The following is an 11863-nucleotide window of genomic DNA, read 5'->3' on the forward strand; positions in this document are numbered from 1 at the left end:
ATTTAAGCGGATTTTTATTTTTGTGTGGAATACCATTTGAATGAAATCAAATAATTCCATTGTCGGTTTTGGTTTTTTTTCAATGTGACTTAGAACTGAATCTTGGGCTAAAATGAATTGTTTTGGAGTAGCTTTTTCTTTTGCAAACAAAAAAAATCAACGTTAATCGGTTTTATCCGTGTCATCCGTGTTCCAACTTTCCAGTTCTTTTGCTTTTTCGTAGACTAAATTACTTTCGTAGCCTTTTCGGAGCAAATAATCACAAAATTTTTTTCGTTTTTTCAACCGGTTTGCTTCCCGAATGGCCTCCCATTGTTTTTGGGAAATGCCGTCAAAGGTTGCGGTATATTCCTCATGCGTAATTTCTTTGAGTGCCAGATTGATATTGTATTGTGTGATTTTTCGGAATTTTAATTCATTGATAATTCTGATTTTGCCCCAAAACTTGATGCGGTGTTTTCCTCTGGCGAAACTGCAGGCAAAACGACTTTCATTCAGGAAATTACTACTGATCAGATGCACTACAATCGTATCGATTTCATCAGAGTCCATTTTCATGCTCCACAGCTTTTGTATTACTTCTTCGTGACAGCGTTCCTGATAAGCACAGTAGTGTTCAATTTTAGGAATGGCTGTTTTTAGGGTATATATGGGATTCATTTTTTTTGCTTTTGTACTTGTTCTTTATGGTTTAAATAGGTTCAAGAATCCTTATTGAGAATTTCAAAAATAAGATATTAAATTTAAAGTGTCGCAGGACGGGAAACAGGAATTTATTTTTTGTTGTTTTAGCTAGGAAAAAGGCTTAGGGTTTGAAACAAAGCGACTGTTATAAAGCCAGTTAAGATGGTGTGAATGATTTTTTAAGAGAAATGGTAGAAGATTTTTAATAGTTAAAACATGTATTTCAACAGAATATTTTGCGCTTGGTCGATTAAATTAGGTTTTATTTAAAATACGGAACGATATTACCAGAATAGTTGATTTTACTTATTTTTTGTATTTAAAAGAATTAGAGATTTAGCTGTAAGATGCTTAAATAAATATCATAACATGAATAAAAAATTACTTTTATTAATTGCATTCTTTTTTAGTTTTGGTTTAGGTTATGGTCAAGTAGTAAATTACTCTTTTTCGCAAGCTAGTGGTACCTATGCAGCTTTAAATGGTGTGTTGATTAGTCCTTGGGACGATTTTGTAAGCGATAATACTATCCCAATTGGATTCTCATTCAATTTTAATGGAATTAATTATACTACGTGTTCTGTTAACTCTAACGGGTATATCACCTTCGGCACCACACTTTCTTCCGCTACAAGTTATACTCCTATATCTTCAAATACTGGTTTTGAGGGTGCAATTAGTGCTTTGGGAATGGATCTGTTTAGTGCTAATTCTGCGATAGTTTATAGTTCAATAGGAAGTGCACCCAATAGAGTTTTTGTATTGCAATGGACCAACGTGCGTCGATATGAGGGTAGAACGGCTAGAAATGGTGACTTCAATTTTCAGATTAGATTGAATGAATCATCAAATACAATTCAAGTAATTTATGGTGGTTGTGCTACAACTTACGCAGGTAGTCTGACTGCTCAAGTTGGATTACGTGGATTAAATAATACTGATTTTAATAATAGATTAGTAACTAATAACTGGCCTACATCTACAGTAGGTGTTAATAATACCGCTAGTTGTAGAACAGGTAGTGGTTCAGGAGAACTGCCGCTTAATGGTTTAACCTATACATGGACACCAAATCCTATCATAACTAGTTTTACACCAAGCAATGCTTGCGCTGCATCTGGAGTTTCAGTAATTATTACAGGAAGAAATTTTACAGGAACAACGGCAGTAAATTTTAATGGGATTCCGGCATCATTTACAGTAAATAGCAATACACAAATAACGGCTCAATTACCAGCTACAGCCACAACTGGATTTATAACTGTAACTACTTCTGGTGGGACGGGGACGAGTCTTAGTAGTTTTACGGTAAGTACACCTGCAGGAGATCAAATATCTTATGGTAATAATTCCTGGTTAGGTTATGTTTATGCTAACACAAATGGAAGTCCACCTAGTAATGCTTTTACAACTACCTATAGGGGGTATGTTACGCAAACTGAGAATTTTGATTTAAATTTAGTTGACGGAGCGCTTTCAGGGCCTAATGTATGTGGTAGTTTTACTGATAATTTTGCGGTACGATTTAAAATGAATAGAAACTTACCGGCAGGATGCTATACATTTACAGTAGGTGGTGATGATGGGTATCGTTTAAGTTTAGACGGAGGTCTAACGTATGTTATAAATAACTGGAGCGATCATTCGTACCAAGAAACAACCTCTACGGTTTACCTTAGCGGGGCTACTAATTTTGTGCTAGAATATTATGAAAATTTAGGGCAGTCACGTGTGCGGTTTTCATCCACATTTTCAGCACTTGGGATACCTGTTGTGGGAGCCATAACGCAACCTACTTGTGCACTAGCAACTGGAAGTGTTTCATTAAGCGGTTTGCCAGCAACTGGATCTCGAACCATTATTGCAACTCCAAATACAGCAGGCTTGACAGGGTTAACGGGAACGGGAGAAATTACAACTGTTGGAGGTTTGGTAGCAGGAACAACCTATACATTTGCAGTTTCAAATGGAACGTGTACGTCCTCAGTGAGCTCTAATGTTGTAATCAAGCCATTGCCATTGGTAGCTTCATTCAATGGGACTTGGACAAATGGTCCGCCAACTATTGAACAAAGCATCGTTTTTTCAGGTAATTATACCTCCATTGGAAACCTAGAAGGCTGCGATTGCACTGTAAACGCTGGAGTTCAAGTGAATGTACAATCCGGTCATACTCTCAAAATAACGAATGCTGTAAAAGTAAATACAGCTCTGGGTACCAGTTTGATATTCGAAGACAACTCTAGCTTGGTCCAAATAAATGAGGATCCTGATATAAATACAGGAAACATCGTTTATAAACGTAAATCAGGGGTAATTAGGAAATCAGATTATACCTACTGGTCGTCGCCCGTTGCTTTTCAGCCCCTAATTAAGGTATCTCCAAATACAAACCCAAACAGGTTTTGGTCCTTTAACGCAGCAACAAACAGCTGGGTACCGGAAAACTCAGCAAATATAATGGGCAGAGGAAAAGGATATATTATTCGTGGACCTGAATTTTTTCCTGCACCAAATCCGACATCTGATGTAATTCAAGTACCTTTTGAAGGTGTTCCGCATAACGGGCAATTTGAGATTGATATAGCAAGTGCTGGAACTTCAAATTTAATTGGGAATCCGTATCCTTCGGCACTAGATGCTGAATCGTTCTTAAGAGCAAATAGTTCAGTATTGCAGGGGACTCTTTATTTCTGGACTCACAATACTGAGATTCGTGCAGCAACTGATGCTAGTAGCGGAAGCTCGGGGCAATTAGTTTATATTTCGGATGATTATGCTTCTTATAATCTTTCGGGAGGTGTTGGAACTGCAATAGTAAAGGGGAATACAGAATCAGGTATAGAGAAAGAGGCTAATAAACCATCGGGTAAGATTGCCTCAGGACAAGGTTTCTTTGCAACTGGTCTAATGACGGGGAAAGCAATATTCAAAAATAGTATGAGAGTGGGTGTAGGCACTATCACGGGAGATAATGAGCAGTTTTTTAAAACTACCCAAAGCTCAAAAAACACGAATGCAGTCGAGAAAAACCGTGTTTGGCTCAATTTAACAAATGATAAAGGTGCTTTCAAGCAAATGCTGGTTGGGTATCTGGATGGTGCTACTAATGGTTATGACAATGCCTTTGATGGTGTAAACAATAATGGAAATCAGTTTGTTGATTTTTATAGTATCAACGAAGATAAGAAATTAACCATACAAGGAAGGGCTTTGCCCTTTGATGAAAACGATATTGTGCCATTGGGATATAGTTCTGTAATTCAAGGTAGTTTTTCAATTGGTATTGATGAGGTCGATGGGATTTTTAGTTCTCAGAATGTTTACCTTGAAGATAAAAGTAACAATAGTATTTATGATCTAAAAAAAGCAGTTTATACTTTTAGCACTGAAAAAGGAACCTTTAATGATCGTTTTGTATTGCGTTATACGGACAGGACATTAGGAGTTGGCGATTTTGATACTGCCGCGATGCAGGTTTTAGTATCTGTAAAAAACAAGCAGATAAAAATCAACTCATCAGTAGAAACTATTGATAAAGTTTTTATTTATGATGTGCTGGGCAAGCAAATTTATAAAAAAACAAATGTTGATAACACTGAATTAGTAATCCCAAATTTAGGATCAAGTGAACAAGTTCTAATTGTAAAAACAGTGTTGCAAAATGGTGAGACAGTTACAACAAAAACGGTGTATTAAAAGCATCATACAACAATACATTCCAAGCCCATTTTGTGTAAACAAAACGGGCTTTTTTTGTTTAAATAGTTTTTTGAAGCTATTTGTATGTTGATTTGCTCTTGTTTTTGGACAAAACTACCAATTAATTTTAAAAACGGTTCTCGATACACGTCACTTCAAATGCGAAGCGTATCGAGAAGTTTTGTTTCGTTTTGCTACACAAAAAAATATGCGAACTGACGTTTTTAATGATTGTACCCAACGGGTTGTACTAGTCCGAATGAATACCGAATGTTTTTTTTGACATAAATTTCCAAAAATTGATTGCATCATTATATTGAAAATCGGTGCTAAGCTGTGGGGTCTGTGTCCATTTTTAAAAAAAACAGAGGAATACCGACAAGCATATGAAAAAAACAAGAGCCTAATTCAGTGTGTTATTTTTAGTTTAAATATCACTAAATGTGGGTATTGTGATTGCAAAAGATTGTATTTACTTTTATAAAGTTATCGCTGATATTTCTTTATCAAATGAATTTCAACAAAAAAAGCAACAATTTAAAACAACCCATATGGCACGTAATCTTTTAGTACAGTCATGAATTTTCGGAGAGCTCAAGCAAACGCCGGAAATTCAATTTTAGACATCAAAATACGACACTTTACTATTTTTTTCTTCTTCCTTTTTATTAATGTAGCTTTTTCACAACAAGGAAAGTCAGATGTTGCATTCAACACGTATGATGACGGTTTGCAAGGCGACGGTTTTGATGGAACCATAAGAACTGTTGCTTTGCAAACGGATGGGAAACTAATTGTTGGAGGTGATTTTTTAAATTTTAATGGGGCTTCAACTCCATATTTGTGTAGGTTACTGCCGGACGGTTCCAAAGATCTTTCGTTCAATTTAGGTTCAGGCATCGAAGGCAAAGTATATTGTTCCTTAATACAACCGGATGGGAAGATTATTTTAGGCGGTTCTTTTGTAACCTTTAACGGTGTAAATGTTGCAAAACTAATCCGTTTAAATGCTGATGGAACTAGAGATGTAACTTTTAACTCTTCTGCTGGGACTACCAATAATATAATATATTCATGCGATTTGCAATCAGATGGTAGTATTGTAATTTGTGGCAGTTTTACCGGTTACAACGGAGTTCCCGCACCTAGGGTAGCTCGAATTTTGCCTAATGGAAATATTGACACAGGCTTTGCAATAGGTAGTGGCGCTGGCTCCCTTGTTGAAGAAATCAAAATTCAAGCTGATGGTAAAATAATTTTGGGAGGATCTTTTACTTCCTTTAATGGAACTGCTTGCGGCAGAATAATTCGATTGAATAGCAATGGGACTGTTGACGCTACTTTTGTTCAAGGAGCCGGTTTTGATGATGATGTGTCAGCACTAGCGACACAAGCGGATGGGAAAATTTTAGTAGGGGGTGTTTTTTTAAATTTCAATGGTGTTAAAACCAGTAGAATAATTCGTTTGAATAGTGATGGCTCGCTTGACGCTACTTTTAGCACTGGCTCAGGGTTTAGTGGGGGTGTTGTAGCGGTTGTGAAACTAAATCCGGCTGGAGGTGTTTTGGTTGGGGGATCTTTTACGGGGACTTATAATGGAACAGCTGTTAATAGATTAGTTTTACTGGAAGCAAATGGAGTTATTAATCCTGCCTTTGATATTGGGGCAGGCCCGTTTTCGGCATCCGTTCTTGATTTAGCTACTGCATCTGATGGTTCTTGGTACGTTAGTGGGTCGTTTTCTATTTTTGATTCCCAAAATCAAGGACGTTTGGCGCGAATTGATGCTTTTGGCGCTTTAGACATTGGATATCTTACTGCTGGAGTTGGTTTTGATAATTCTGTTTTAAAAGTAAATGCGTTATCAGATAATAAAACGATGGTTTTTGGAAATTTCACCAAATTCAACGGAACGATGTGCAACCGAATTGCAAGGTTATCAGAAGACGGAGCAATTGATGTTTCTTTTAATAATTCTGGTGCTGGAGCCAATAATTCTATAAAAACCGCTATTGTACAACCGGATGGCAAAGTTGTTATTGCAGGTGTTTTTACATATTATAATGGTGTCGTAAGGAACAGGATTGCCAGGGTTCTGGCAAATGGAGACATTGATGCGGTTTTCTCTATTGGAACCGGATTTAACAATCAGGTGTATGCTTTGGCGGTACAACCTGATGGAAAAATAATTGTCGGTGGAAATTTCACAAGTTACAATGGGGTTTTGAAGAATAGAATCGCTCGATTATTACCCGATGGAACTTTAGACTCCAGTTTTAATACCGGTTCTGGAACTGATGCTATCGTAGAAAATATTTTATTGCTACCCGATGGAAAAATTGTTTTAGGCGGCCAGTTTTCTTTTTTTAATGGGATTTCGTATAATCGGATGGTTCGCCTGAATGCGGATGGAAGCATAGATCCTGGATTTTCTATAGGAACTGGTTTTGACAAAAATGTGTATGCAATAGCACTACAATCAGATAATAAACTGATTGTTGGTGGGACATTTACAACATATAAAGGCGTTTCCGCAAAAAGAGTGTTGCGATTGAACAGTGATGGGAGTTTAGATATCACTTTTGCAACGGGATTGGGATTTAGTAATGGAGAAATTAGGGCAGTTTTAGTCCAGCCCGATGATCGCTTATTAATTGGCGGAACGTTCTCCGGTACATACAACGGGACAGCTGTGAGGCGAATGGTTCGGTTGCTAGCAACGGGAGATGTTGACACGACATTTTCGGTAAATTTGAATAATACGTTGTTTAGTATTTGTTTTACTCCCAATAATAAAGTGCTTATTGGAGGAAACTTCAATTCGGTTTCAGGTGTAACTAAACATCGAATAGCCCGAATTAAACTCTGTTCCAATAGCTCCGTTTGGAATGGGAGTTCCTGGAATAATGGAATACCATCTGCTGAAAAGACACTGCTTTTTCAGGGAAATCACCCCTCATTTACAACAGTAAACTCCTGTTCTTGTTTCATTAGTGCAGGGAACACGGTTACAATTCCGGCAGGAAATACGTTAGGTTTGGTTTTCGATTATTCTGGTTCTGGCACATTAATTTTAGAAAACAATGCTGCATTGTATCAATCTGAAGATCAGGTCAGTAATTCCGGAGTGATTCAATTAAAAAGAAAAACAACGCCCATTCTCCTCACAGATTATACCTATTGGTCTTCGCCTGTTTTAAATCAAAAACTGATTGATGTTTCTCCTGATACGCATTGGGATAAGTTTTATTCCTTTGATGCTTCAAGGAATTCATGGGCTAATGAGATTTCAACAAACGTAATGTCAGTTGGTAAAGGATATATTATTCGTGGTCCGAAAACTTTTTCAGAAACGAGTGCAGCAAATTATGAAGCTATTTTTGCGGGAGTTCCCAATAATGGGTTGGTGTCAGTGCCAATTGCGGCCACAGGTACGTCAAATTTGATTGGCAATCCGTATCCTTCAGCGATTAACGCAGATTTGTTTATAATTGCAAACAAAGAAACTATGGATGGAACTATTTATCTCTGGACACACAATACGGCTATTAATAAGAACGTATATACTTCAGATGATTATGCGGTGTATAACTTATTGGGAGGCGTTGGTACGAGTGCTGCAACTAATTCAGGCGTTAATAATACTAAGCCAGACGGGAAAATAGCTTCAGGACAATCTTTTTTTATGACGAGTATCAATGGTGGTGGGACAGCTATTTTTAATAACAGTATGCGTGTGATTGGTCAAAACGCTAGTTTTTTTAAATCAAGTGCCATTAATAAATCAAAATCTGAGGCTATAGAAAAAGACCGAATTTGGTTAAATTTGAGTAATAATGAAGGTGCTTTCAAACAAATCTTAATAGGATATGCAACGGGAGCGACAAATGATTTTGACCGTTCTTTTGACGGTGAGAGTTTTGAAGGAAATCAATATTTAGACTTTTATAGTAGGAGTCAAGATAAGAATTTAGTAATTCAGGGGCGTGCATTACCGTTTGAAGAGACGGATGAAATAAAATTAGGTTTTAGCAGTAAAGTAGCAGGAACTTTTATCATTAAAATAGATCAGACAGATGGAGTGTTAGTCAATAAAAATGTTTTTATTGAGGATAAATTAAATAATAATCTTGTTGATATAACAAACAAAAGCTATGCTTTCACTACTGCTGTGGGAATATTTGACGATCGTTTCGTTTTGCGATATACAAATAAAACCCTAATTTCGGATGAATTTATAAAAGAAGATGAATCTGTTTTTGTATCGACTAAAAACAAAGAGTTGCAAATAAAATCAACCAAAGAATTCATAGAGCAGGTTGTTGTATACAATTTAACAGGAAGTACAATTTATCAAAAAAACGAAATCGACAACAATGATTTCTCAGTTCTGAATTTACTTGTTGGTCATCAAGTTGTGTTGGTAAAAATAGTTTTGCAGCATGGAAGGGTTGTTACCAAGAAAATAGTGTACTAAAATAGAAGTCTAAAAAAACCATCTTGCTCCTGCAAGATGGTTTTGAGTCTTTATTCAAAAACGAAGATTATTTCCCTTTGCCAGATGCTTCAAGGTTCTTCTCGATGGTATGTCCTGGTCGTGACCATTTTGGTTTTTCACCCAAGGGAGCAAATTGAGAATCTACAGCTTCAACGGTTTGAGGCTGAGAAACTTTTGTAAAGGGTTTTTGTGGATTTAAACCTAACATTTCAAACATTTTCATGTCTTCATTTACGTCAGGATTTGGAGTGGTCAATAACTTATCTCCAGCAAAAATGGAATTGGCACCAGCAAAAAAGCACATGGCTTGACCTTCACGACTCATGTTCATTCTTCCCGCAGAAAGGCGGACTTGGGTTTCTGGCATGATGATTCGGGTTGTGGCTACCATTCGGATCATTTCCCATATTTCAACTGGTTTTTCTTCTTCCATTGGCGTTCCTTCCACAGCAACCAAGGCGTTTATAGGCACTGACTCCGGTTGTGGGTTTAAGGTAGAAAGTGCGACAAGCATTCCAGCTCGGTCTTCAATACTTTCTCCCATTCCAATTATTCCGCCGCTACAAACAGTGACATTTGTTTTACGAACATTTTCTATAGTTTGCAAACGGTCTTCAAATCCGCGGGTCGAAATTACTTCTTTATAATATTCTTCAGAGGTGTCTAAATTATGGTTGTAAGCATATAAACCAGCTTCTGCCAGTCGATGTGCTTGGTTTTCAGTGATCATTCCAAGGGTACAACACACTTCCATATCCAGTTTGTTTATGGTACGGACCATTTCCAGTACCTGGTCAAATTCAGGACCATCTTTTACATTTCTCCAAGCTGCGCCCATGCATACACGGGATGATCCGCTTGATTTTGCACGCAAAGCTTGTGCTTTTACCTGACTTACTGACATTAAATCATTGCCTTCAATTTCAGTATGGTAACGCGCTGCTTGCGGACAATAACCGCAGTCTTCAGGGCATCCGCCAGTTTTTATGGATAAAAGGGTAGAAACTTGAACCACGTTAGGATCATGGTGTTCTCTATGAATAGAAGCTGCTTCATACAGCAAGTCCATCATAGGTTTGTTATATATTGCGATAATTTCGTCTTTGGTCCAATTGTGTTTTGTAATGCTCATTGATACTATTTTTTGATGGCTCAAAAGTAGTTAAATTGTTCTAAAGAACCAATGTAATACCATTGAAAAGCCGGTTCTGAAAATTTTAATAGCCAAATTAAGCAGATGTATACCGGTGTTTTTATATTCCATAAATTCTGGGTGTAGTACTGTAGATACAACGGTTTATTGATACAGCGGATTTTAGAATTTAATAATACCGTTGCAAAGACCAATATTAATTGTGCTTTGCGACGGTATTAGAGGAAGGATTAATTTAAAATATAGGTTATGATTCAGCTCCGTGTTTGTCTGATGCATAGCGGGGGTCCCAATACAACATAAGCATAAAGGTGACAACTACAGCGGATACTATCCCTTCAAAAAACAAAGAAATGGAATACGTCATCACCGACGGATCCCCGCCAAATAAAAAGGTTTTGGATAGTGATCCCACATAAGCATCACCACCTTTGGAATAACTGTAAATAATTAAGCCAATAATGCTCAAAAATATTCCTGTAAGCGCCGTTAATAATGCTGAAACCGCATTAGAAACTAATATTGTTTTGTTTTCGGAAAAATTAGCCTTTAGTGTTCTATGGGCGCCGTAAAAGACAAACAACACGTTAAATAAACGCAACAAATAAATATCTGCCAGGCCTAAAAGTTCCATTATTAAGAAATAAAGACCAATTCCTATGAAAATAATGAATCCGTTTACTAATTCTTTAGGTAGTTTCATACAGTTAGTTTTAAAATTTAAAAATGATACATTTCTTATAAAAAGCATCCTATTTTCAAATTTACAGAAAAAATAGTAATGTTTTATGAAAAAATCAATATTTATTCCAATAGGCAAGTGCTGTTTTTTTGTCTTTTTCAAGTTGTTCTTTTAGTACGTCAACTGATTCGAATTTTTGTTCGGAACGAATTCTTTGAAGTATCGAGACACTAATATCTTGATTGTATAAATCAGCATCGAAATCAAAGTAATGAATTTCTATCGACTGATTTTGTCCATCAACAGTAGGATTGAACCCAATGTTCATCATCCCGAAAACCGTTTTTTGATTGATACTACTTTGTACAATGTACACTCCATTTTGTGGAATCAGTTTGTAGTTTTCTTCAATTTTTAAGTTAGCCGTTGGAAAACCGATAGTCCTTCCCAGCTGTTTTCCTTGAATGATTTTCCCAGTGAGTGAATAATCATAGCCTAAATATTCATTAGCCAGCGCCATATCACCTTCTAATAAGGCCTTTCTGATTTTAGTGGAACTCACGGAAATGGCATTGATTTCCTGAACGGATATTTGTTCTACTTCAAAATTATACTCTTTTCCAAAGGCGATAAGATCATCAATATCAGCTGTTCGGTTTCGTCCAAATCGATGGTCGTGTCCTATTATTATCTTGTGGATGTGAAAACGATCTACGAGAATAGTACTTACAAATTCTTCGGCAGTCAATCTTGAAAAAGTTTCGTCAAAAGGATGGATGACAAGGTTTTCGATACCAATTTTTTCCAACAAATCAATTTTCTCAGTGATAGTGTTGAGTAATTTTAGATCAGAATGTTCCTGTAAAACCATTCGGGGATGCGGAAAAAAAGTAAGTACCAGACTTTCGTAATTCTCGTTTTCCGTATTTTGGGTCAGTTTATTCAGGATTTTTTTGTGCCCAATATGGACACCATCAAAGGTACCCAACGTTAGAATTGTTTTTTTTTGGGAAACGAAATCGTTTATAGAATGAAAAATCTTCAAAGCAAGTGTTTTATAATGGTGCAAATTTAAGGTATACAATTGATATAATTAAAAAAGGATTGAAAAGTTCAATGCTTTTTTAATGTATTATAGACTTTA

The 11863-nt window shown here is 36.6% G+C and carries 6 protein-coding genes; 2 read left to right on the forward strand and 4 right to left on the reverse strand.

Going from position 1 to position 11863, the window contains the following annotated elements; translation table 11 throughout:
* Positions 1-162 precede the first annotated feature (162 nt).
* Positions 163-660, reverse strand: a complete 498-nt coding sequence (locus EKL96_RS03245; protein WP_126458127.1) for a regulatory protein RecX — start codon at positions 658-660, stop codon at positions 163-165.
* 393 nt (positions 661-1053) lie between these two features.
* Between EKL96_RS03245 and EKL96_RS03250 the strand changes: the two genes are divergently transcribed.
* Positions 1054-4383 (forward strand): T9SS sorting signal type C domain-containing protein, encoded by a 3330-nt coding sequence (locus EKL96_RS03250; RefSeq protein ID WP_126458130.1) that lies wholly within the window; start codon positions 1054-1056, stop codon positions 4381-4383.
* Positions 4384-4963: 580 nt separating this feature from the next.
* Positions 4964-8863, forward strand: a complete 3900-nt coding sequence (locus tag EKL96_RS03255) for a T9SS sorting signal type C domain-containing protein (RefSeq protein ID WP_126458133.1) — start codon at positions 4964-4966, stop codon at positions 8861-8863.
* 67 nt (positions 8864-8930) lie between these two features.
* Here the strand turns inward: EKL96_RS03255 and bioB are convergent, their stop codons facing one another.
* The 3 genes from bioB to EKL96_RS03270 form a co-directional block, all read right to left on the reverse strand.
* Positions 8931-10016: a biotin synthase BioB gene (bioB, locus tag EKL96_RS03260; RefSeq protein ID WP_126458136.1), complete on the reverse strand. Its 1086-nt coding sequence runs from the start codon at positions 10014-10016 to the stop codon at positions 8931-8933.
* Positions 10017-10284: 268 nt separating this feature from the next.
* The gene (locus EKL96_RS03265; RefSeq protein WP_126458139.1) at positions 10285-10740 is read right to left on the reverse strand and encodes a hypothetical protein; all 456 of its coding nucleotides are present in this window, start codon (positions 10738-10740) and stop codon (positions 10285-10287) included.
* Positions 10741-10834: 94 nt separating this feature from the next.
* Positions 10835-11764: a bifunctional riboflavin kinase/FAD synthetase gene (locus tag EKL96_RS03270; protein ID WP_126458142.1), complete on the reverse strand. Its 930-nt coding sequence runs from the start codon at positions 11762-11764 to the stop codon at positions 10835-10837.
* Between the last annotated feature and the right edge of the window lie 99 nt (positions 11765-11863).

Origin of the sequence: Flavobacterium sp. LS1R10 (genome assembly GCF_003968825.1) — a bacterium.
Classification (GTDB): Bacteria; Bacteroidota; Bacteroidia; order Flavobacteriales; family Flavobacteriaceae; genus Flavobacterium.

Coding starts and splice junctions, on each gene's coding strand:
- EKL96_RS03245 (WP_126458127.1), bottom strand. CDS start 660: ATGAATCCCATATATACCCTAAAAACAGCCATTCCTAAAATTGAACAC.
- EKL96_RS03250 (WP_126458130.1), top strand. CDS start 1,054: ATGAATAAAAAATTACTTTTATTAATTGCATTCTTTTTTAGTTTTGGT.
- EKL96_RS03255 (WP_126458133.1), top strand. CDS start 4,964: ATGAATTTTCGGAGAGCTCAAGCAAACGCCGGAAATTCAATTTTAGAC.
- bioB (WP_126458136.1), bottom strand. CDS start 10,016: ATGAGCATTACAAAACACAATTGGACCAAAGACGAAATTATCGCAATA.
- EKL96_RS03265 (WP_126458139.1), bottom strand. CDS start 10,740: ATGAAACTACCTAAAGAATTAGTAAACGGATTCATTATTTTCATAGGA.